Raw genomic sequence first — 22,342 nt, 5'->3', positions numbered from 1 at the left:
GTACTTATCTTTGTTTTATATAAGTTAGAGTCCGATAAACGGGGATATTTAGCGTTTCTTTGTTTCTCTTGCCGGAACTATTTGTTTCAAGCAATGAAACTACCTGTTTCTCGGTGTGAAACTGAGTGTTTCATTGCTTGAAACAAATGGTTTCTCTGGCTGATACTCTTAGTTATCTGCCGGCATCTTTCTGATATCCCCTATTCAATTCCTAATTGATTAATAGTCGGGGTTTTGTACCAATACACCATTTGATTTATCTATCTCTGTTTGCGGTAATGGTAACAGTGCATTTTTAGGCTGATAGTTCTTTCCGGCAGCTTGAAGCACTTCTTGTGCGATACCCCAACGTACAAGGTCATAGAAACGGTCGGGCTCTAATCCCAGTTCTACGCGGCGTTCGTGACGGATAGCTTCACGCAATACACTCTGATCCAGAGACTCTACTTTGGGAAGTACATTGGTCAGTGTACCGCGGGCATGTGCGCGTACTTGTTCCAGATAACCGTTTGCTTCGCCCATCAAACCTTTTTCGTTGGCAGACTCGGCAGCCATCAACAGCACGTCCGGGTAACGGATCAGACGGATATTTACCCAGAATCCCATGCGGGTATACTTGCGGCGCAAGGCTGGGTCGGTGTATGCTTTCTTGTTGAAGTAAGCGCCCATGGCGGTAGATACGGGCGATTCGCCATAAGGCGTATTTGTATTTTCCGGTGTGATAGGCTCGTCATCACTGCGGCGGAAGTAAAGCAGTGTAGCATTCTTACGCGGATCGCCCGGTTCGTAAGCTTTACCCATGAGGGTGGTGGCCATGTGCCAGCCCCATCCCAAGTCCCAGTCGCCTCCTCCGCGCACACCCTGTACTTGGCAGAACTGGCTGCCGATGCTACCGTCTTCTTTCATGGCATCGGTGGCTTCACATTGCAGTTCGAAGATACTTTCACCACAGTTCTCGCCTTCTACGGTGAAGACTTTATCTACCGGAGTATTCAGGTTATAAATGCCGGAGTTGATGACTTCGGTAGAGGCTGTATACATATTATCCCAATCGTTACGCATCATGTAGGTACGTGCGTGCAGGGAACGTGCGGCACCCCAGGTGACACGTCCGGTGTAGTCACTGTTCCATCTCAAGGGCAGACACTTTTCGGCCTCGGTCAGGTCTTTGTCAATCTGTTCGTATATTTTCTCGGCAGTGGTTTTGGGGACATTGGCGTCGGAGGCTTCCACTACTTTGATAGTCACCAGAGGTACTTCGCCAAAGGCACGTACCAGGTTAAAGTAGCAGTAGGCACGGAAGAAGAGGGCTTCACCACGGTTGCGGATGGATTCGGTGTCGTCCTTATGGTCGCTGTTGGCGATGTCGTCTAAGATTTCATTACATTGATAGATGATTTTGTAGTTCTGACCCCAGTAGGCGCCTAGCGGACCATTGGAGGCTGTGTACTCGAAATCATCCCACATGGCAGCTTCGTTGCCGCCGTCACCGGCATCACTACCTTTCTCGGAATCCTCGCTGCGCACCATGTGCACCATGAAAGCAGGAATGCCTGCGGTGATGTCATACGAACGCATCAGGTAGTAAACGTTGAATATTTTTCCGCCTACAAGGGCGTTAGGATCGTCGTCTTCCGTGAACTGTCCCAGCGGGTCGCGGTCCAGGAAGTCATTACAAGAACTGAATGAGAGGGCGGTCGCACCAATCAGCAGGGATAGGATATATTTCTTTATTTTCATAATCTTTTGTTGTTATGGTTATTATAATATGGAGTTACTCTTGTACGCCGCAAGGAAACCTTGCCGGGGCGCTACGCCCCTTTAGAACGTTAAGTTAAACCCAAACGTATAAATCGCCGGCATCGGATAACTTCCGTCGTCTACCCCGAAGGCGATGGCCGAGCCACCCAGTTCAGGTGTATATCCGGTGTTATGTTTCCACGTTTTCAGATTCTGAATATTCACATAGAGTTTCAGTGCCTGCATACCGATCTTGGAAATCAGCGACTTATCAAAGTTGTAAGCCAATGATACGTTGCGGATGCGGAAGAACGAGCCGTCTTCTATATAGTATTCAGAATTCATATTATTGATAGTGTGCTTCGTGTTCAGCAACGGCTGGGTATTGCTGGTGCCCTCTCCATGCCAACGGTCCATGCGTTGTGCCATGAAGTTGAACTGGCTCCAGTTGTAGTTATCCCAGGTACGGTAAATCTGGTTACCACCTTGTCCCATCATATCTACTGCCAACTCCCAGTTTTTATAACCTACTCCGAGAGTGATACCATAAGTAACATTAGGAGTCGGATCGCCAATCATGGTACGGTCGGCGGTGGTGATTTCACCGTCACCGTTCACATCCTTAAACTTCAAGTCACCCGGAGTGACCGTTGCAAGCTTATTCTTCGGTGAATTATCAATCTCTTCCTGAGTCTGGTAAACACCTTCCACTTTGTAGCCATAGAAGTAACCGATAGGATAACCTGCCATTGTATAACTTTGGCTCTTATCTCCGGCAATGATGGAGTATCCATCCTGTACAAGGCTTAATACCTTGTTCTTAATTGTAGTCAGGTTGGCTCCGACGTTATAATTCCAGTCGCCGATCTGGTCGCGCCAGCTCAGTGCAAGTTCCACACCCAGGTTTTCGATAGATCCCAGGTTACCGATGCCCGGCACGGTTCCTGAGATACCGGGAACCTCTGCCAGCAGGTCTTTTGTTTTTTCTTGTAATATACACCTTCAAAGTGCAGGCGGTTGCGGAAGAAGTTGGCTTCGGCACCTACTTCCCATGCTTCTACTTTTTCCCAACGCAGGTTCGGGTTGGGCAGATAGGCAAGCTGATAGCCCGGGTAGATGGCGGACGGAGTGCCGAATACTGCGGAGTAGGCATTGGTGAGCAAAGGCTCTGCCGGATAGGCTCTATCCAGGTTTTGGTTACCCAGCGTACCCCATGACCCTTTCAGTTTCAACATATCCAGCCATTCGATACCTTTCATCCATTCCTCTTCGCTCATCAACCAACCCAGGCCTACGGAGTAGAAATTCTGCCATTGGTTTCCTGTATAAGAGAAAGCGGAAGAACCGTCGCGGCGGTAGGAGCCGTTGAACAGGTATTTGCCTTTATAATTATAGAGAATACGTGCCAGTACAGATACTGTAGAACGTTCCCATTGTGTACTACCGTTGGTTGCAGTGGCGGCATCGCCGATACTTACATACCACTTGTCCGGATTGTCCGGAATGACCAGTCCTACGCCTTGCGTGCGTCCGGCATTCAGATTTTCGAGCTTATTATAATAGGTGGTAAAACCGGCGGTGGCTGTCAGGCTATGGTCGCCCCAGGAGTTGGTATAAGTCAACAGATAATCGCTCTGTACTTTCATCTCGGTCTCTTTGGCCTGAGTCACTCCGGTCTTGCCGGTGCCCAGTGTAGCTATATCACCTTCAGCACTGGCATCATACACTTTAATGATCGGCGTGTAAGTCCGTGTGCTGTTCGATGCATAATCCAGCGAGAACATGGCTTTGAACTGAAAGTGTTTCAGAAAGTCCCACTGCCCGTATATGTTACCCGAACCGCGGTAGTTCTCCGCTTTTGTGGTATTTGCCTTCAGTTCAACGTCCACCATCGGGTTATTCATCTGCGCTTTCTGGAAGCCGGGGAGGGAGGTATACAATCCATATTCTTTGTTATACACCTCTGCTACCGGAGCCGCCCGCAGGGCAGTGGCAACACTCTTTGAATCAGCCGGCAACATACGTGCACCGTTGAACTGGAAACCTACTTTGAAGTTGTCCGTCACTTTATAATCATCACTGATGCTCAGTGTGATTTTGCTGTACTTCTCATGCTTGATGTTTCCTTGCTCGTAGGCATAACCTGCGCCGAGGTAGAAGCTATGCCTGTCGGAAGCACCCGTAATGCTGATATTATTGTTCGTAATGAATCCGGTCTGGAAGATTTCGTCCTGCCAGTTGGTGTTACCTGTCCAGTCGGAGAAATTATATTCCGGATTGCCTTCATTTCTCAACTGTTCGTTATACAGTAGTTTGAAGCCATTGGCATCTACCATTGCAATCTTGTTGGTGATGGCTTTGAAGCCGAACGAACCGTTGATGTTTACCCGTGTCTGTCCTTCTTTCGCTTTCTTGGTGGTGATGATGATTACACCATTGGCACCACGCACACCGAAGATGGCAAGTGAGGAAGGGTCTTTCAGGATTTCCATAGACTCGATATCCTGCGGATTCAGGAAGTTGATGTTGTCATTGAACAGTCCGTCCACAACATACAAGGGCTTGTAACCATTGATAGAGTTTGTACCGCGTACGCGGATTTCCGGGTCGGCACCTGCCTTACCGGAGTTGATGATTTGTACACCGGCCACTTTACCTTGCAGGGCAGACAGTGGGTTGGCAACAGGTTTGTTGGCAATTTCGTCACCTTTAATGTTGGTGATAGATCCTGTCAGGTCACGCTTTTTGGCGCTACCGTAACCGATGACCACTGTTTCGGCAAGCATCTGCGAGTCTTCTTTCATCTGTACATTGATGACGCTCTGGTTGCCTACTTTAATGCTTTGCTTCTCCATACCTACGTATGAGAAGTCGAGGGTGGCATTTGGCGGAACTTGGATTGAATAATCACCATCCAGTCCAGTCACTACGCCGGTATTGGTGCCCTGTACCACAATGGATACACCAATCAGCGGTTCTTTAAATGAGTCGGTAACGACACCGGTTATGGTCCGTTCCTGAGAAAATGCGGCAGTGCCTATCAGCAGGAAACATACCGTCAAGAATAGATTTTTAAGCCTTAGGGCTCTCTTCATAGGAGGGTTCAGGTTTCTCTTCATTGCATTAAATTTTTATGTGAATGATATATTGCATCAGAACAATGCAAATGAAAAAAAGATTTCGAGGGCTTTTAAATCTTGGGTTTTTAACACAATTCCTTTAGCCTGCATTATTCATACGCAGGAGTTAAAGGAGTAATAGGAGTTAAGCAGGTTAGAAAGATATCTGCATTTCGGCAGAACTTTTTCATGCAAGCATGAAAGTTCTGCACTCAATTTGCATTATCTTCGTATTATCGTAACGACTGTTACCGTAATGGTTGTTACGATAATGACGGTTTGTTTATTAAAAGCATAGTTGTACTGGAATCGAAAAGAAGAAAATGAATTTGATCTTATTACATTGAATGATTTGGATAAGACGGCCGCCATTTACGAGATAAAAAGAGATGAATCCCAGTATAGCATTACCAAACTGGAAGAAAAGATGTCACCGAACTTGTCACCGAATTAGTGTGTACTTTTTTCGAGGTGACAGCCTAAAAGCAACAAAAAACCCACTAAAATTGCAGTTTTAGTGGGTTTTTGACTGTAAATACCTTGTTAGTAGTGCGGGTGATAGGACTCGAACCTACACGCCTCTCGGCACCAGATCCTAAGTCTGGCGCGGCTGCCAATTACGCCACACCCGCAGTGGCTTTCTTGTTAAGCGGTGGCAAAGATAGAAAGTTTTTTCTTTCTGGCAAACAGTTTGGCATAGAAAGTGTTTATTGGACTACTTTTAAGAGTTCCCGTGCCCGTTCAATAATGGCATCACTTTTGGTATCATCCTCATCCATATCTACTTTCTCATCCGGATCAATGCCGAATTCAATATGTTGTTTGTCTGCATCCAAGTGGGGGCTGGCAGAGAAACGTACGCCCCAACCATTCGGAAGCTCTGAAGAGAAAGGTAATCCCGAACCGCCACCGGTTTTGTCACCTACCAGAGTAACGTTAGGAAAATAGCGCATCGCATTTACGAAATCATTTGTTGCGCTATAAGAGTGACGGTTGATGAGAAGCATTACTGGTTTTTGCCAACGGATGCTATTGGAGGGCTCCAAATAAATGGGTTTGGGATCAGAGAAGTCACTGTGTCCCTTTCCGGTCTTATGCTGGATATATCCCGTCAGCACTTTCTCATTAGTGAAGCGGGCCGCTATACGCTCTGAATTAGTCAGATTTCCGCCACCATTGTTGCGAACATCCAGAATCAGGCCACTACATGGAGCAAGGTAAGAAAGTACCTCATCCAGGTTGCCGTTGCCGACACCACTGGAGAATGATTCATAATAGATATATCCGATATTGTCATCCAGAATCTTATATTTCATGCCGGCAGCGATGCGGTACGTCTTTCCGAGATATTGTCGTTCGATAATACCTTCGTTGAAGTTGCGGGGATAATCCAGATACCAGTCCCAGTAACGGGCCACATTTGAAGAACTGTACAGATTCACATGACCGTCTTTCAGTTCCGCCAGCATACTGTCAAGCACTTGGAACAATCCGTCATTACCCATGTTGGACGTAATGAGAGGTTGGTATTTATCGTGGATGGCATCCCAGTCTATTTGTTTGTAATCCAGGAAACAGTATTGCTCGTCAATGATCTTCCACAAAGCTTCGAAGTTTCCCTGTGGTGAATTGTTGAACTCTTCCTCCCGGATACAGCCGGATAGCAAAGGCAGTATCATGAACGCTACTCCCAGCCATCTAAACTTACTATGATATATTTCTTTTATTCCCATTATTCTATTCCCTTATCACGATGTTATCGCTTTATCACTTTATTTTTTCTTCTTGTCACGAATGAGAAACAATTCTTTTACGAAACCTACCATAAACACATGCGAATAGGTATGCGTCTTTATATCATTTACTTTGGATTGTTGTGCATCCCAGAGATAGGCTAAACGCATTTTGGCTCTTCCTACCGGGAAATCAACAGTCAGCATCTGCCGCAGGGATGGCTGGTTGTGTAGGGAAGTGAAATTAATTATCCCGTTCCAGTTGCCCAACGTAAATATTTCGTAGTACGACTGTCCGTAGTTGGGTGAGAACATAATACCTGCAAAAGGCAAGTTAACCTGATAGCGCAGACTAATCGGATAGTTTTTGATTCTTAAATCCCATATTGCCATTCCCGATACATCCAGATTAATGTAAGCGCGTGCCTGTGCCGGGTTATTGCCATTGCGCAGATTGTAGACAAAGCCACCATTTAAGTCGATAAGTCCTCCGGCAAGTAATTTGAAGTTGGAAGTAATCGGAAAATTATAATGTAATCCATAATTCCAGTTTGCCAGACCGGAGAACATATTGTTGTTGTCCACCCGGTTGTGTGTATAGCCTAAGTCTGCCTGGAAGAAACTTTGCAGAGATACATTACCGTTCATCCACTTCGTCATGCGCATACTTTCGCGGGAAATACGGAAGTCAACGCCTTTGTATTCTTGCGGTGACAGGTAAGTGTCGAATACATTCGTAAAGCCGACACCGTACATTGTGGCGCGGGTTATAAAGCGTGTCCTTGCAGAAGAGTCCGCCCTCAGCTCTTGCAGCGCCTTGTCTTCAACACTTTGCGCTTTTATACTTTCACCTGCCAAAAGCAGGCATCCCACTATTACACCAATCTTATATAACTTCATTGATATAGTTTGCTTATCACTAATCACTAATCGTTAATCACTTAGAACAGCTTCATCTGCCCCGTTATTTCATCCCGGATGTCATCTTCACTCTTTCCATGATCCGGATCCAGATTTTCCGGCTCTTCTTCCTCCTGATCTTCTGTGTCCTGCGAAACCTCCGGCTGTCGTGTAGGTTCCAGTTCGTTGACGGTTTCCATTGTGAACGTAGTGATACGTTTACCTTTTGCTTTGAAACCTTTTACGGCGATAAATTCATCAGCCTCTATAATCATGGGTTCACGGAAACTGTCGTGTCCGCCGAATATGATTTCCAGGCGGGGATAGTATTCATCCGTCAGTAAGATCAGGCGATTGTTCTTGTTTTCTCCCAGATAGTTCTGCTTGCGGTTGGTTGCTTCCATGCAGAAACGTTTGATATATGGGAAATTCTGTTGGTCTGCATCATAAAGTACGGCTGTCCATACCTTGTTCGGGTCAAACTTCTCTAATATACGGATATTGGCTTCATAATGGTTGCTTAGGTCGAAGTTGGTGATGTAGAAATCCCCGTTGTCATGTACCACCAGGATGCTGTCATCACTTTGGAATTCTCCCAGGTATTCGCCTCGTCCGTCATAGTTAAGGCGAAGCACATCACGGTCGAACCAGACTTTTCGTCCGCCCAGAGTAGAACCGCCACGCTGTTTCAGGGCGATCTTGTGTACCGGAAGCTTGGTTAGAATGTTGCCTCTTGCCTGGCGTCCCTTAATGCCGACGGCACTAAAGTCTTCTTCGAAGATAATGCGTCGTACCCGTGGATTGGGTTTCAGGGTTACTTTGATGACTTCCGCTTCACCGTTGGGGTTGGCAGTGAAGTACATGATGCGTGAATCGGGTGTGCCTTGCGTCACATCATATTCGCGATCACGGATAATGCTTGTCACTGCAAAACGCTTGATGTAATGTGTACCCTCTTTTCCGTCACGGTAAACCACATTGTAGATGGTACGCTTATCGTTTTTCTTGAATACATTGGCATAAAGAATATTTTTACCCACAAATTTCTTATCAGAAACAGGAGTAACTATATATCGCCCGTCGCGGAAGAAGATAATGACATCATCGAGGCTGGAACAGTTTGAGAGGAATTCATCTTTCTTCAGACCTGTGCCGATGAAGCCTTCTTCGCGATTGATGTATAATTTTTCGTTGGCTTCCACTACCTTGCTTGCCTCGATGGTATCGAAGTTACGCAATTCTGTACGGCGCGGGAAATTCTTGCCATATTTGTTTTTCAGCATCAAATACCAATCTACCGTATATTCCACGATATTAGCCAGATGATGGTCTATTTCCTCTATGTCCGCCTTCATGCGGGCAATGAGTTCTTCCGCTTTGTCGGAGTTGAACTTGAGGATGCGCCCCATCTTTATTTCCATCAATTTGAGGATATCTTCCTTGGTTACTTCGCGTACGAATTGTGGATAATAAGGTGTCAGACGTTCGTCGATGTGTTCGCAAGCGGCATCCATATTTTTGGCCTGCTCAAATTCCTTGTCTTTATAAATGCGTTCTTCAATGAAGATCTTTTCCAGTGAGGCAAAATGCAGACTTTCCAGTATTTCGTCTTTGCGTATTTCCAACTCCTGGCGCAGTAATGACAAGGTATTGTCTACTGATTTTTTCAGTATATTGCTTACGGTGAGGAAGTGGGGTTTCTGATCGTCGATGACGCAACAGTTGGGCGAAATACTAACTTCGCAATCAGTGAAAGCATACAGAGCATCTATTGTTTTGTCCGAAGAAACGCCGGGTGCAAGGTGAACTAATATTTCTACGTTGCCGGATGTCAGATCTTCTACCTTCTTTATCTTGATTTTTCCTTTTTCGCTTGCCTTTACTATGGAGTCGCAAACACTGGCTACCGTTTTCCCGTAAGGAATTTCTTTGATAGCAAGTGTCTTATTATCAATCTTTTCAATTTTAGCGCGTATGCGTACCGCACCGCCACGTTCTCCGTCATTGTATTTAGAAACATCGATGCTGCCGCCTGTCTGGAAATCCGGATACAGTTTGAATTCCTCTTCATGCAGATAGTGGATGGATGCATCGCAAAGTTCATTGAAGTTATGGGGAAGTATTTTGGATGAAAGACCTACCGCAATACCCTCTACTCCTTGTGCCAGCAGCAAAGGAAATTTAACAGGCAGGGTTACCGGTTCTTTGTTTCGTCCGTCATAGGAAAGTTTCCATTCGGTAGTTTTGGGATTGAACACTACATCGAGGGCGAATTTCGACAGGCGTGCTTCAATGTAACGGGGAGCAGCAGCACCGTCACCGGTGAGTATATTACCCCAGTTTCCTTGACAGTCTACAAGCAAATCTTTCTGCCCTAATTGCACCAGCGCATCCCCGATAGAAGCGTCACCATGTGGGTGAAACTGCATGGTATGTCCTACGATGTTCGCTACTTTATTGTAACGTCCATCTTCCAAACGCCTCATGGAGTGCAGAATGCGTCTCTGCACAGGCTTCAAACCATCATTTATGTGGGGCACGGCACGCTCCAGGATAACGTATGAAGCATAATCCAGAAACCAGTTCTGGTACATACCGCTAAGTTGGTATTTTGCTTTTACGTCTTTCGCGTCAGCGGGTTTATAATCCGAATGTCCTTCGCTCCCTTCCGGGAGTCCGTTTTCCAAGTCGTCTTTTGGTGCTTCAAAGTCTTCGCTCATATCTGTTCCGGGAATATCTATTCTGAATAATCACTGAATTTTTCAGTCGAACGCAAAATTACTAAATTTCTCGGGAAAACCTGCAAATGAAGGTTTTTTAAATTATCGGACTCTGATTTGCAGATGCTGCCGTTTGTTTGACTGGTTCGTTTAGGAGTGTAGTGGCATGACTTTCGCCTTTTGATAATCCGTAGTTGTACCAGCCTGGAAAAGTAGACACTAAAAACAAGGGTGCCGCAAATATATACTGTTTCGCAGCACCCTTCTTGGAAAGCAAACAAAGATAATCATTGAGATGAAATGATTGTCTCTTCTAAAACATATACTGGTTAGTCGGCTATTATGATGACGACACGGTTCCAGTCATTGGTCTGGAACGGCTGCTCACTGTCCTGCATGCTTGATACGCTGAGGCGGTCGCGGCTGATGCCGTACTTTTCTGTCAGTTGCTTAGCTACGCTTTCCGCACGTTGCTTGGCAAGGCGGAGGTTGATTTCACGGTTTCCCGTTCCGTTGTCGGCATATCCTGTGACGGTGGCCTTTGAATCGGGGAACTGATTCATATAGTCGGCAATGGCAAGCACGTTCATTTCCTGATTAGAGTCGACGTTTGTTCTGCCCAATCCGAAAGCGACATGGCTTTTGATGCCTTTCACTACTTTGGCGGGCGGACAGTCGGGCTCTATAATCACCGTATCGGTCTTTTGCGCTATCACTGCTTTCACTTCTTCCGTCACTTGTGCCCGTTGCTCATTGACGAGCTGATTTACTTCTTCTTCCGTGTAAAGAACTTCCGGATATTCTTCGGAGATACAGGTGACGCATTTGTATCCTGTTCTGAATTTGTAGGTAAGTCCCAGTGACAGGGTGAAGTAGGTGTCGAACGAGTGATCATCGCGTCCGTTCCAGCGGTCGGATACGCCGTTGGCCAAGGCTTCGATGTTGAAGTCCAGCGCATCGTTCAGGCGAATGGCTCCCTGCAGGCCGAGGCGTCCCATAAAGCTGCTGACGCTGTGGCTGTAAGTACGGTTGAAGCCTACGCCGGCGATAAGGCTGAGGTCGAACAGTCGTTCCGGATATTTCTTGATGAGTTGGCTGAGGTTCATCAATCCGTCCACGGTGGCCGCGCCGTAATAGAAGCCATGAGCTTGCTTGCTGACTTCCGAACCCGCGCGTCCGCGCCAGCCGCTGATCGCGAGCCGGGCTCCCCATACGGGTGAGAAGTATTTGCCGACGGCTATGGCTCCGGTAGGCGCTATCAGTTTTCCGAAAGCGGTGTCTCCGGTGGAGTAGGAGGCACCCATTTGTCCCTGAATGAACCAGGGATTCGGATTTGTTTTCTTTTCCTGTGCATGGACACTTATACAAGCAGCCGTCAGTGCCATGGCGGTAATGATAAATTTGAGTTTCATAGTAAACTGTTTTTTAGTTACCCATTTGTGCTTTTACCTGTTCGCTGTCTGTGGCACTAAGGTGTGAACCATAGTTTTCATAAATGTAGCGTCCCACTGCATTGTCTTTGTTCGACAGGATCTGTTGCTTGTAGAATTGTGAAAACACTTCTACTATTTCTTCAGAAGTAATGTCTTGTTTTACAAAGGTTCCGTCTTTGCAGTTTTGCAGAGCGTCGAGGAATCCTTTTATCTGATTGTTCAGTGGGGTACCGGACAATTTGATATATTCTGCTAATTCAACTCTTACAGTGCCATTTTCTATAGCGACGGGCATATCAAGCATATCCATAGGGTCTTGCTCTGCCTGCATGTGTATTGTGGCTACGTATGGTTGGGTGATGTTGTTTACTTCTTCAAGATAAAAGCGTCCATTTTTGATTTCACAACTGTCTATCCGGTTTCCGGAGGAATTTATCAGATAAACCATACTATATTCTTCAAAAGAAATTTCTCCTTTAATGCGGCAACCAGGTCTTTCTGAGGTGCCGGAACAAGCTGTCAGCCCTATTGTTGTGACGGCAAGAAGTAAAAGCAAAATATTTTTTTCTCATTGTGTCAACTGTATTTTAGCATAAAGGCGGTTCAGCTAATAGTGTTAGCGGAACCGCCTTCCCTGCATTACATACGTTAATTCTGTTGTCTTAACGATGTTTTTGTTAGAATCTGAAACCAAGTTTTACAATAGGCATCTCAAATAACTTAATGTTATGATGGCTGATGCTGTACTTATCAAAACCTTTCGGACAGATTTGGATCACGTCGTAGCGGTAAGCTATTGGTTGGAATTCCAAACCAAACAGCAGACCTTTGACAACACTGTATTCAATTCCGGCTACAGCGGCGCCTTTGATGCCGAACATTTGTCCGGCTTTTCCGGCAGCTACGTATACTTGTTCGGGAAGTGCTGTGTCTTCATCATCTTCACCGTCGCTATACGTCTTGCCTGTAAAGGGTTCTGTAGTCTCAATACGTGCCATCTGGAAGCCGGCTACGACTCCTAAGTAAGGATGGATGCGTGGATTGCCCGTTTTGAAATAGCGGTTTGTACCTACCGACATATACCAATTATTGGTCATTTGCGCGTTTACATACTTCTGATCCGGAATGATTACGTCGGGCACTGAATTGTCGCCCTCTATGTAATCTTTCTTGGGAGTAATGCTGATGTTCATACCAAACGAAAGGTTGATATCCCAACAATCGGAGATGAAGTATTTGGCTTGCAAGCCGGCAATATTTACTAAGCTATTATCATTGAGTCCGCTGATGTTCAGATAGCGATTCAGGTTGCCCGAGTTATCGGTACCTCCATTCGGAAGTCCTATTGAGCCTGAATTGTTGGTGTACTTGGGCAAGAGGTAACTGGTATTTTCGTTATAGAACTGACCACTGTTACCCAGTACCAATGACACCTGCCACTGACCTTTACGGGGAGCAAACACTACACCCTCCTTGCTACCGCCGGTTTGTTGCGCCCAAGTGGGCGCAACAAAGGCGGCTAACAATAAGATTGTGCAAAGTTTCTTAATCATCTTACTTTATTTAAAGTAGTTCTTATTAGAGATTATTCTACGGACAGGCTTGCTAACATTGCGTCCAAAGCTTCCTGGGCGTTATCAAGTTCTTTTTTCTTGCGGTCAACCAATGCTTGTGCTTCTTCTACAGCATTCTGCATGATTTCCAAACGAGTGAGGTCATCGCTGTTCCACTTCGCAAGTCTGTCTTTAGCCCACATAAGAGCTGTGTCTGCATCGTAGACAGTAACTTTGCAGGTCTCTACTTTGAGTTCTAATTCAGCGATGAACTCTTTGATAGTTTCTTCAGTCCACATTGTCTCACCTGCCAATTCATAGCCTTCAATAGACTCTTGAATTGCACTGTAAATGATATAAAGCGGTTTGAGCTCTTCAGCCTTCTTTTCGATAGGCTCTGTTGCAGTGGCAATATCGGTAAGCAGCGTCTCGTGGGCTACTTCAAATGCATCCAATTTAGCTTCAATAGCTTTTTCGTTTGCATCAAATGCACTTGTTAAGTCATTGAGAGCTTTCTGGGCTTGGTCAATCTTACCTTGAATTAGCTTGCCGTTGTTCAACCAAGATTTAGCGATGCGAATCATTTCTTTCACTGCTAAACGATCACCGGCGAGACCATAAGAATTACACTGGTTCATGTAAACGTTTAAATTAGCAAAGCCATACTCTTCTGCAAATTCATCCATAGCTGTGTTGATGAGTTTCAGGATTTCATCGTCTTTCAAATCCTTTAAACGTGCATCAAAATCACCGTATTCATTTCTACCATAAATAGCTGTTCCAAACAATGCTTCAGAACGAACCTTCACTACATATATCAATGCTTCTTTGTCAAGAACAATCAACTTGGTTGAAGTAAGGTCAGTCTTTCTTACACTATAACCGTCTTTATCGTTGTAGGTACCGTTAGCTAAAGTATTGATTATTGTAACGTCAATCGGTGTAGCCTGAGTATATTGCGTATATTCAGTGAGCTTGTTGTTGTAAGCGTTAGAAGCAGTAACCAAATTCTTTCTGGCTGTTTCCAGAGCTTTCTCTTTGGCTGTAACATTTGCTACGGCAGTTTTCAGAAGTGCTGCATCTGTACCGGTATTCCCCCATAGCTTATTGTAAGCATCCTTGGCAGCATCATCGGCTTTTTTCTTCTGGGCAGTTGCAGCTTCAACTGCATCATCATAAGCTTTGTTTATAAGGGTTAATTCTGCGTTATAGTTATATGCATCGTATGCTGTTTGGGCAGCTGTTTGCTCTTTCTCTGCAGCCTGCCAAACTGCCAAAGCAGCTGCTTTTTCTGCTTCTTTTTTGGAGTCAATTTTATCATAAGCTTCTTTCGCTGCCTTAGTAGCCTCCGTTGCCTTATCTAAAGTCGTTTTTAATTTAGCTTTCTTAGTGGTAACGGTTTCGTTTATTTTGTCCATTGCTGCCCTATGATCATCCATAGCCTTGAGTTTTGCAGCATCCGCAACCTCTGTATTCTTATTCAGAGCATCTGTCTTTGTCTTCTGATCAGTTACCTGTTTGCGCTCCAGTCTTACTTGCTCAGCGTTTGCCTTATTTGCTTCATCAGCAGCTTTGTTGAAAGCAGTAATTTCTGATACAACCTTGTCATAACCGGAAATCTTAGTCATGTCGCTTGTGTTATACTTATTAGTATTATAAGCATTCACAGCTTCCTGCCAAGCATCCTTTGCACTTTTAATATCTTTCTCCAATTCGGCGAGTTCTCCCTCTAATTTCACAATTCTTTCTTGCGTCCAAGCGTTGTCGTTTTCATCACGGGTCCAGCTTGTGAATAGGTTCAATAGGTAGCTCAAAGTAGCCTGCTGATTGATATAGCTATCTGTTTTTACAGAAGAGTATTCAGCTTCGGGTAAAGACATTTTTCCTCTTTGCCAGTATGTCGGATATCCTGCACCGTCACCAAAATCGAATTCAACAGCTGCAATTGTTTGAGGAGCTACCACTGCATCGTTATATTCCTTTAATAATGACTTAAGAGCTTCAAAACGGCCGCCTGTAAAAAATCCGGCAATTTTCTCTGCTGCTTCTACATTTAAGTCAGACATTTCTTTCAAAACGGTTTGAGCCTTAGCTGTCACTTCTTCACGTTTAGTGATTAAATCAGATTGCTTTAAATCTTTTTTAGCAGTAGCCAATTCTTCTTCTGCTACAGCTTGAGCATCTTGATAACCCTTTAAAGCGCTTTCTTTGAGGCTTACGTCTTTCGTTAAGCTTCTTGTTAAGAGTTCTTTGGAAGCCTCATTCTCTTCTACTGTTGCTGCTTGTTTATTTAGATTACGCTGTGCTATGCGTAAATCATCTAAAGCATCAAAATAATCTCCTGTTGCAGTATTCAATGCTGTGATATAGGGCTGCAAAACTCTTTGTTGCGCACTCTGCAAAGATACCAATGCTTGTTGATATTTAGCTTTAGCTTGCAAAGCTTTGTATTCAGCTTCTTGAATAGCAGCTTCAGCTTCTGCAGCGCGTACTGCTGCATTTTCTTCCCATTCTTTCTGCAGTCTTTGGTTTTCTTCAATAATGCCCTGTAGTCTGGCTTTCTCAGATTCAGTCTGGGCATTTAATAATGCAGCTTCTGCTTCAGCAATCTTAGCTTCCGCCTCAATTTTCTTGGCTTCTGCTTGTATTTTAATTGCTTCTGCCTCCTGTACTTTAGCTTGTGCTTGGGTTAAAGCTGCATCAGCCTGTACTTGTGCTACTTTTGCAGCTTCTACAGCTGATTTAGCCTTCAGCAGTTCAGCCTTTGCACCACGCAATACGGTGATCCCTTCCGGCTCATCATTGTCAATACATCCGGTAAATACCGGCGTCGCTCCAAGCAACATGCCGGCAGCGACTAAGTAAGTCCACTTTTTCATAATAACAAAAAAATTAATTAATTAATTACTAAATGGTTAATAAATTATCTATTTCCATATCTATTTTCTTTCTGATTTCTATACTCATGTGGTGTGCTCTGAAGTCCGTTGGTGCTATATGCTCGTACTTCATGAAAGCGGCATAAAAAGAACTTCTGGAAGCAAAACCGCATCTTTTGGGTAGGGTTTTGAGGTCACAATGCTCCATCTTCAGCAATTCTTTGGCATATTCTATGCGATACTTATTTAATAAGGTTTTTAAATTACATTTAAAGAATATGTTTATTACTTTTGAAAGATAAGTCGTGTTAGTACACAATAAAAGACTGAATTTACTTAAATTAATCGTTGTGTCCAAGTAAATCATTTTATTCTCTATGCAGTATAAAATGTTCTCATATATTTCTTTCATTCTGCAGGAAACGTGAGTCTCCTCTTCTTTACCTGCATGAGCTCTCCGTTCTGGGAGGATATCTTGGATATCTCTCTCAAATAAGATTTTATCGGTACTTTTCGTAAATGGCGTTTCCATCGTATGTTTTCTGTTGTTGACTCTACAAACTTATATATTTATTTTATAACAGAAACCCCTTTTGCGAAATATTCTTTAAATTAGTAGTAAAAAATTTAAAAAGCTGGACAAAGTAATGGTTTTCCGTTACGAAATTTGAAATGTATTTACTTTTTATTGATTTTAGGACTAATATGTGACATTTGTTGCTTGAAAAAGGGATAAAAAATAGGTTATTTGTTCTTAAAACTGGATATAATGACTTTTTGATGGATTATGTGGGAAAATCTCAGAAAAAGGTTTTGATATTTTTGCATTAAGATTGTGCACAAAGAACTTGTTAACCCATAGAACCATAATCGCATGAGATACTTAGACCCCAAAGCTGACTTGACGTTCAAGCGCGTCTTCGGTGAACACCCCGACCTTGTGAAGAGCCTGCTCAACGCACGGCTGCCGCTGGAGCCCGGTCAGGAAGTGGAAGAAATAGAATACCTCCCTGTGGAGCTTGTGCCGGACAACCCGCTGTGCAAATACAGCTCATTAAGCAATGATTATTCTCATCAAGTAACGTGCAAGTTACATATAACATATTTGTCTTATCAATCAGGTAGTGTAAGGAAACCGAAAAATCCGCTATTTCTCCTTTTACAAGAAGTTAGGAGTTTGTCGACAGGAAGTTAACTTCTTGTCAACAAACTCCTAATTTCTTGTTGACAAGAAATTGATACTTTGTAGTATCTTGATAATCAGCGACAAACTCTCCTTCTATAAAAAGGGTATTTATATATATATATTACTTGATTTTTCACATACCTCTTACATATTCTACTTGCGAAATCAGACTTGTCTGAAATTGCATTGCTTGTTGTGAATGAGAACAAGTTATTTATAAACGTTACAGACAAATCGATACCCTTTTATCGTAGGATCTTGGGTTTGATAATAAAAATGTGTTTTATGTGAATGGTTGGGGAACGTTTGGTGCCGATTATAAATCACTGCGCGATGTGCTGAGGAAGAACCCTGCTATTGCAGATGTTGCCATGAAGCAATATGACTTGCCCTTACGCATGGGGAATGGGGCGGGTGTCCGTAATCTGGATGATGATGGAGCCATTGCGGATTTCCGCTTTTTGAATCTGTCACGTGATGACCATAATCCTATTTTCATCTGGATCGTTGGTAGCCCACAGGATGCTATACAAGCGATGGAAAAGATGTGGAAGGGAATCAATCCGAATGTTCCGTTTGAATACACTTTCTTGATGAAACCTATGATGCGCAATGCAAAGCGGAAATGAATGCGCGCAATGTGCTGAGCTATGCACTGCCGATCACAGGAGCAAAAGGTACCCGTACCGTACCCGGAATGCACTTGCTCCGTACCAAGTCCGTGGTTTCTTCGCTCAGAGGTACTTCTGACCGAAGAACGTACGGAGCAAGTACGGCTCAGATACGTCTCGGGTACGGTGTTGTCTTTAGCCAATGGCGTCTCTTCTGGAGACACCTTTGAACGTGTTTTTAAGAGTATTTGTCCGGATGAACTTGAACACTGCCTTCGTTCGTATGGACAATCCATCTTATCTGAACTATCGGAGAAACAAATAGTCATAGACGGTAAAAAGCAACGTGGCGTCTCCCCAACCACACGGGGTAACGGTACTAGGAAAAATGGCTTTGCATATCATCTCAGAGCAGAAAGACAAGTTAAGTTTAAAGAAGAGGCTATATAAAGCGGCATTGGATATAGAATATCTGAAGAAAATATTGAAAATTTGATGCGGTTGCCCTGATAAAAACTAAGTTTAATTTGTTATTCAATAAAAAACAGATAACTTTGTTCTAAAATAGATAGTAGGATCAGGAAATGTGTAAGATAAAAGAGTATACAAAAAATGTCAATAGCTTAAATGAGTCCATATCTTTTCGGATGGACTTTTTTAGCGTACCTTCATTTAAAAATGAGTTCGTAGAAAACATTGGTGAGATTCTTGGATTTCCTTGTTTTCAGGAGCGACTTATAACAGAAGAGGAGAAACAAAAGATTGATATTGATTCTGTTGCTAACACATTAGACAATTCTATTGAAGAGATAATTTCTAAGAAGATTTATAAATACTTCGATTTCAAGATAAGTAATATTGATTGTGAATTATATATCAGCCATTATTATATATTTCTTTATTTAGATTATAGTGGATATGATGGTGGTGGAGATTATCTGGTCGGAGTTTGTGATATCTTCAATCAACTGAGAGAATTTTCATCAAAATTAACCCCTCAAAAGATATCATTCATAACTTCTTATCATGCACAGACAGATGACGGACAATTGTGGAAGGTTTTTGATAAGGAAGCGTTCCCTTTGATAGAGCGTGACAATCTTGTTAATGGAAGATATGCAGATCAGCATGAATATGAGGCTTTGAGTGTTTATTTAGTTAGAGAAATTCGTAAAGGATATGATAAGGAGACCCGAAATCTCATATATGATGTAAATGTTACTTCATATGCTACGTGCGCTGCTAATTCTATAAAGGATATAGATTTTAATGGTATCTTTTCTCAGATGCTGGATAATTCTCATAAGGAGGTGACGCGCTGCTTCACTTCTAAATTTATTGGTTTGCATTAAATTATTGTATATGAGTAAAGTGTTTGTCACAGGTAAAGACAAAAAAAGAGTTGTTGCAACTTCGCCTGTAAAATTTGAACCGATTGCGGAAATGAATTCTGTAATTTCCGGTATTTCAAGAAGCGTTAAGGTTACAGCTTCATTAAATAAGTCGTATTCCGTTGTCACAAAAGCGTATAATAAAAAGTGAGTTAACAGTGAAGGAGATAGAGTTTTCCATTAAAGATTTTAAATCTCTTCAGATACATTTCTATACAATAGGTTATCCGCAAGAGGGAGAAGCTATCTTAACCATAATATGTGATAAACAGGAGGTGTTGTTCACCTCATTGACGGATTGCTATAAAAACGTATCTCAAAATTATAACCACATCAATGCCATTCTGGCAACGTATGGCAATCCTTCTGTTGATGTTTTTATATGGACTCATCCTGATCAGGACCATTCTATTGGGATACCTGATGTTCTGGAAATGTACGATCCGAATCATAATGCTCTTATTTACATGCCTAGTGCTTTTGACCGGGAAGACAAATTTGCAATTTGCCCTGATGCGGCATGTGCCTTTCAGTACTTACATCGGAATTACAACAGTGGCTGCAAGTATAATATTATTCCTGTCAGTCTGAGTGATGGGGAAAGCCGAAGTTTATATAAAATGAAGTTTGTGGAAACCAGAAGCTTCAGAAGCATTCATTGCAGTTTTAATTTTCTTGCTCCATTTGGAGCAGTGGAGTGGCGCAGGAGTGCAAACCATACTAAATTCGTCATGAATGATTTGTCAATTGTTTATGCGCTGAGATTTAATGGCATGGATTTTTTGTTCTGTGGCGATCTTGCAAACCAAAGTGTGAAATTCATTAAAGAAGATTTTCTGCAGAATGTATTTTTTATAAAAATACCTCACCACGGTTCGGATGAACCTAAAAATTTCATAAGCAAACTTGTAGAAAATCAAGTGAAAAATGCGATCTCTACCACTACTGTTTATCAGAATAACCTCCCGGTACAAAGAGTGCTTGAAGAGTATAAGAATTTGAATCATGACGTTTATTGTACCGGACGTGGAGATAGCCAATTTGGCTGCATAAAGACAACTATCAATATCGTCAAACTAATAAATAGCACGAGCCTTACGGGCAATGCATTTAGATTGAACTGAAAGACCGCGTATACACTTGTTGGGAATCGCATAATGATAGAATGACTTTTTATTCTTTTTTTACTATGTGTAAACTTACTTAATACTTGTATAAGTATTACTCTTAGATAATCATCTGACTATTCGCAATAAATAAACTACCTTCAAAACTGTTTTGTTTTGATATCAAGGATTTTGAATTACCTGACCTCTTGATAGACGAAACAGGTAAAAGGAATCTCTACTTTGATGAAATTCAAGTGGGAGGATTGCGCGAAGCCATGCGTTTCTTTAAAATGGATCAGGGGTAACAATGTGCAACGATAAGATAAATTAATACCCCACTTGCCCGACTTATGATATAAATCCCTATCTTTGTGGCGCTTTCTAATAAAGAACAGGATTAAAATTAATAGATATAACAAAAAAATGGCACAAGAAGACGTTTTTAAGAAACTCGTATCACACTGTAAGGAATACGGTTTCGTATTCCCCTCCAGCGACATCTACGACGGATTGGGAGCAGTGTATGACTACGGTCAGATGGGTGTGGAACTGAAAAACAACATTAAACAATACTGGTGGCAGAGCATGGTGTTGCTGCACGAAAACATTGTCGGCATCGACTCCGCTATCTTTATGCACCCCACCATCTGGAAGGCTTCCGGACACGTAGACGCATTCAATGACCCTTTGATTGACAACCGTGATTCCAAGAAACGTTATCGTGCTGATGTGCTGATTGAAGACCAACTTGCAAAGTACGACGATAAAATCAATAAAGAAGTTGCCAAAGCTGCCAAGCGTTTCGGAGAGGCTTTTGATGAAGCGCAGTTCCGTAGCACAAATGGTCGCGTATTGGAACACCAGGCTAAACGCGACGCATTGCACGAACGTTTTGCAAAGGCGCTGAATGATAATAACCTTGACGAGCTTCGCCAGATTATTCTGGATGAAGAAATCGTTTGCCCCATCAGCGGTACAAAGAACTGGACAGAAGTTCGTCAGTTCAACCTGATGTTCTCTACAGAGATGGGTTCTACTTCGGATGGTGCCATGAAGATTTACCTGCGTCCTGAAACAGCCCAGGGTATCTTTGTGAATTACCTGAATGTACAGAAGACCGGTCGCATGAAGATACCTTTCGGTATTGCACAGATTGGTAAGGCATTCCGTAACGAGATTGTTGCCCGTCAGTTCATTTTCCGCATGCGGGAGTTCGAACAGATGGAAATGCAGTTCTTCGTGAAGCCGGGTACTGAGCTGGAATGGTTCAAGAAATGGAAAGAAATTCGTTTAAAATGGCATAAGGCATTGGGATTCGGTGATGACCACTATCGTTATCATGATCATGATAAGTTGGCTCATTATGCGAATGCAGCTACAGATATCGAGTTCTTAATGCCGTTTGGCTTCAAGGAAGTGGAAGGTATCCATAGCCGTACGAATTTTGACTTGTCTCAGCATGAGAAGTTCTCAGGTAAGAATATTAAGTACTTCGATCCCGAAACGAATGAAAGTTATACTCCGTTTGTTGTGGAAACTTCTATTGGTGTGGACCGTATGTTCCTCAGTATTATGTCTGCTTCTTATTGCGAAGAACAACTGGAGAGTGGAGAAAGCCGTGTAGTACTGAGATTGCCTGCCGCACTTGCTCCTGTGAAGTTGGCTGTAATGCCGTTGGTGAAGAAAGACGGTCTGCCTGAAAAGGCTCGTGAGATCATCGACTCATTGAAGTTCCACTTCCACTGCCAGTATGATGAGAAAGATAGTATCGGTAAACGTTACCGTCGTCAGGATGCCATTGGCACTCCGTACTGCGTGACTGTTGACCACCAAACTCTGGAAGATAACTGCGTGACACTGCGTAATCGTGATACGATGCAACAGGAGCGCGTGGCTATTGCTGAACTGAATAACATCATTGCAGACCGTGTTAGCATCACTTCATTGCTGAAGGGGTTGCAATAAGTA

The 22,342-nt window shown here is 43.2% G+C and carries 15 protein-coding genes, 1 tRNA gene and 3 pseudogenes; 8 read left to right on the top strand and 11 right to left on the bottom strand.

Annotated features, from left to right (window positions below; genetic code table 11):
• Window positions 1-219 precede the first annotated feature (219 nt).
• From BN161_RS19060 to BN161_RS19010, 11 genes and pseudogenes are all read right to left on the bottom strand, one after another.
• Window positions 220-1,740, bottom strand: coding sequence for a RagB/SusD family nutrient uptake outer membrane protein (locus BN161_RS19060; protein WP_044269367.1), 1,521 nt, complete (start codon window positions 1,738-1,740; stop codon window positions 220-222).
• A gap of 81 nt (window positions 1,741-1,821) precedes the next feature.
• A pseudogene (locus BN161_RS19055) lies at window positions 1,822-4,859 on the bottom strand (SusC/RagA family TonB-linked outer membrane protein).
• A 550-nt stretch (window positions 4,860-5,409) separates the two neighbouring features.
• Window positions 5,410-5,491, bottom strand: a tRNA-Leu gene (locus BN161_RS19050).
• Between the two features lie 75 nt (window positions 5,492-5,566).
• Complete coding sequence (locus BN161_RS19045; protein WP_044269366.1) at window positions 5,567-6,592, bottom strand: S41 family peptidase; 1,026 nt, start codon at window positions 6,590-6,592, stop codon at window positions 5,567-5,569.
• 39 nt (window positions 6,593-6,631) lie between these two features.
• Window positions 6,632-7,492, bottom strand: coding sequence for a DUF3316 domain-containing protein (locus tag BN161_RS19040; protein WP_044269365.1), 861 nt, complete (start codon window positions 7,490-7,492; stop codon window positions 6,632-6,634).
• A gap of 41 nt (window positions 7,493-7,533) precedes the next feature.
• Window positions 7,534-10,212: a DNA gyrase/topoisomerase IV subunit A gene (locus tag BN161_RS19035; protein WP_044269364.1), complete on the bottom strand. Its 2,679-nt coding sequence runs from the start codon at window positions 10,210-10,212 to the stop codon at window positions 7,534-7,536.
• 329 nt (window positions 10,213-10,541) lie between these two features.
• Window positions 10,542-11,624: an OmpA family protein gene (locus tag BN161_RS19030; protein ID WP_044269363.1), complete on the bottom strand. Its 1,083-nt coding sequence runs from the start codon at window positions 11,622-11,624 to the stop codon at window positions 10,542-10,544.
• Between the two features lie 13 nt (window positions 11,625-11,637).
• Complete coding sequence (locus tag BN161_RS19025) at window positions 11,638-12,201, bottom strand: DUF4369 domain-containing protein (RefSeq protein WP_044269362.1); 564 nt, start codon at window positions 12,199-12,201, stop codon at window positions 11,638-11,640.
• A gap of 121 nt (window positions 12,202-12,322) precedes the next feature.
• Window positions 12,323-13,198 carry a BT1926 family outer membrane beta-barrel protein gene (locus tag BN161_RS19020; RefSeq protein ID WP_044269361.1) on the bottom strand — a complete coding sequence of 292 codons (876 nt, stop codon included), beginning with the start codon at window positions 13,196-13,198 and terminating at the stop codon, window positions 12,323-12,325.
• A 32-nt stretch (window positions 13,199-13,230) separates the two neighbouring features.
• Window positions 13,231-16,077: a coiled-coil domain-containing protein gene (locus BN161_RS19015; RefSeq protein ID WP_125910875.1), complete on the bottom strand. Its 2,847-nt coding sequence runs from the start codon at window positions 16,075-16,077 to the stop codon at window positions 13,231-13,233.
• 28 nt (window positions 16,078-16,105) lie between these two features.
• Window positions 16,106-16,609: a helix-turn-helix domain-containing protein gene (locus tag BN161_RS19010; RefSeq protein WP_052356333.1), complete on the bottom strand. Its 504-nt coding sequence runs from the start codon at window positions 16,607-16,609 to the stop codon at window positions 16,106-16,108.
• Window positions 16,610-16,951: 342 nt separating this feature from the next.
• Between BN161_RS19010 and BN161_RS31165 the strand changes: the two are divergent.
• From BN161_RS31165 to BN161_RS18985, 8 genes and pseudogenes are all read left to right on the top strand, one after another.
• Window positions 16,952-17,128: pseudogene (locus BN161_RS31165) on the top strand (Rpn family recombination-promoting nuclease/putative transposase); the annotation flags it as partial.
• Window positions 17,129-17,541: 413 nt separating this feature from the next.
• On the top strand, window positions 17,542-17,892 hold the full coding sequence (locus BN161_RS19005) for a hypothetical protein (RefSeq protein WP_044269359.1): 351 nt from the start codon (window positions 17,542-17,544) through the stop codon (window positions 17,890-17,892).
• Window positions 17,889-18,104 carry a hypothetical protein gene (locus BN161_RS29540; protein WP_044269357.1) on the top strand — a complete coding sequence of 72 codons (216 nt, stop codon included), beginning with the start codon at window positions 17,889-17,891 and terminating at the stop codon, window positions 18,102-18,104. The genes BN161_RS19005 and BN161_RS29540 overlap by 4 nt, the downstream gene beginning before the upstream one ends.
• Window positions 18,105-18,253: 149 nt before the next feature.
• Window positions 18,254-18,370, top strand: a pseudogene (locus BN161_RS31080) (ISAs1 family transposase); the annotation flags it as partial.
• 88 nt (window positions 18,371-18,458) lie between these two features.
• On the top strand, window positions 18,459-19,226 hold the full coding sequence (locus BN161_RS18995) for a hypothetical protein (protein ID WP_125910874.1): 768 nt from the start codon (window positions 18,459-18,461) through the stop codon (window positions 19,224-19,226).
• A 10-nt stretch (window positions 19,227-19,236) separates the two neighbouring features.
• On the top strand, window positions 19,237-19,416 hold the full coding sequence (locus BN161_RS29535; protein ID WP_125910873.1) for a hypothetical protein: 180 nt from the start codon (window positions 19,237-19,239) through the stop codon (window positions 19,414-19,416).
• Between the two features lie 7 nt (window positions 19,417-19,423).
• Window positions 19,424-20,389 (top strand): ComEC/Rec2 family competence protein, encoded by a 966-nt coding sequence (locus BN161_RS18990; RefSeq protein WP_044269353.1) that lies wholly within the window; start codon window positions 19,424-19,426, stop codon window positions 20,387-20,389.
• Between the two features lie 408 nt (window positions 20,390-20,797).
• The gene (locus BN161_RS18985) at window positions 20,798-22,339 is read left to right on the top strand and encodes a glycine--tRNA ligase (RefSeq protein ID WP_007210731.1); all 1,542 of its coding nucleotides are present in this window, start codon (window positions 20,798-20,800) and stop codon (window positions 22,337-22,339) included.
• Window positions 22,340-22,342 lie beyond the last annotated feature (3 nt).

It is taken from the genome of Bacteroides timonensis (genome assembly GCF_000513195.1).
GTDB classification, from domain to species: domain Bacteria; phylum Bacteroidota; class Bacteroidia; order Bacteroidales; family Bacteroidaceae; genus Bacteroides; species Bacteroides timonensis.
The sequence above is the reverse complement of the archived record's forward strand: the minus strand, read 5'-3'. Positions and strand labels throughout refer to the sequence as shown.

Coding starts and splice junctions, on each gene's coding strand:
- BN161_RS19060 (WP_044269367.1), bottom strand. CDS start 1,740: ATGAAAATAAAGAAATATATCCTATCCCTGCTGATTGGTGCGACCGCC.
- BN161_RS19045 (WP_044269366.1), bottom strand. CDS start 6,592: ATGGGAATAAAAGAAATATATCATAGTAAGTTTAGATGGCTGGGAGTA.
- BN161_RS19040 (WP_044269365.1), bottom strand. CDS start 7,492: ATGAAGTTATATAAGATTGGTGTAATAGTGGGATGCCTGCTTTTGGCA.
- BN161_RS19035 (WP_044269364.1), bottom strand. CDS start 10,212: ATGAGCGAAGACTTTGAAGCACCAAAAGACGACTTGGAAAACGGACTC.
- BN161_RS19030 (WP_044269363.1), bottom strand. CDS start 11,624: ATGAAACTCAAATTTATCATTACCGCCATGGCACTGACGGCTGCTTGT.
- BN161_RS19020 (WP_044269361.1), bottom strand. CDS start 13,198: ATGATTAAGAAACTTTGCACAATCTTATTGTTAGCCGCCTTTGTTGCG.
- BN161_RS19015 (WP_125910875.1), bottom strand. CDS start 16,077: ATGAAAAAGTGGACTTACTTAGTCGCTGCCGGCATGTTGCTTGGAGCG.
- BN161_RS19010 (WP_052356333.1), bottom strand. CDS start 16,609: ATGGAAACGCCATTTACGAAAAGTACCGATAAAATCTTATTTGAGAGA.
- BN161_RS29540 (WP_044269357.1), top strand. CDS start 17,889: ATGAATGCGCGCAATGTGCTGAGCTATGCACTGCCGATCACAGGAGCA.
- BN161_RS18995 (WP_125910874.1), top strand. CDS start 18,459: ATGTGTAAGATAAAAGAGTATACAAAAAATGTCAATAGCTTAAATGAG.
- BN161_RS29535 (WP_125910873.1), top strand. CDS start 19,237: ATGAGTAAAGTGTTTGTCACAGGTAAAGACAAAAAAAGAGTTGTTGCA.
- BN161_RS18985 (WP_007210731.1), top strand. CDS start 20,798: ATGGCACAAGAAGACGTTTTTAAGAAACTCGTATCACACTGTAAGGAA.